The organism is Pseudomonas sp. 2995-1, from assembly GCF_002742505.1.
GTDB lineage: Bacteria > Pseudomonadota > Gammaproteobacteria > Pseudomonadales > Pseudomonadaceae > Aquipseudomonas > Aquipseudomonas sivasensis.
This window is the reverse complement of sequence record NZ_LJSA01000480.1, coordinates 1-234: the sequence shown is the minus strand read 5'-3', so window position 1 is coordinate 234 and position 234 is coordinate 1. Positions and strand designations below refer to the sequence as shown.

Annotated in this window: 1 protein-coding gene; it reads left to right on the top strand. The window is 44.4% G+C overall.

Translation table 11 applies throughout. From position 1 onward, the window contains the following. The coding region (locus AOA61_RS24590; protein ID WP_143521253.1) for an ABC transporter permease subunit at positions 1–234 on the top strand (234 nt) is incomplete at both ends.

Below are 234 nucleotides of genomic sequence, written 5' to 3'. Positions count from 1 at the left end.
TTCCTAAGGCGCTTGAAGAAGCAGCGGCGATTGATGGGGCAAAACCGTGGCAGATCATCTGGCATATTGTTATTCCTATCTCGCTGCCAGCCATTATCACAGTAAGTATCTTTTCATTGCGTGAAGCATGGAATGAGTTCCCATTCGTTCTAGCATTCACAACTTCCCAAGATATGCGGACATTACCGTACCAATTATTCATGCTAAGAGATAGTATGGGTATGCAAGACCTGT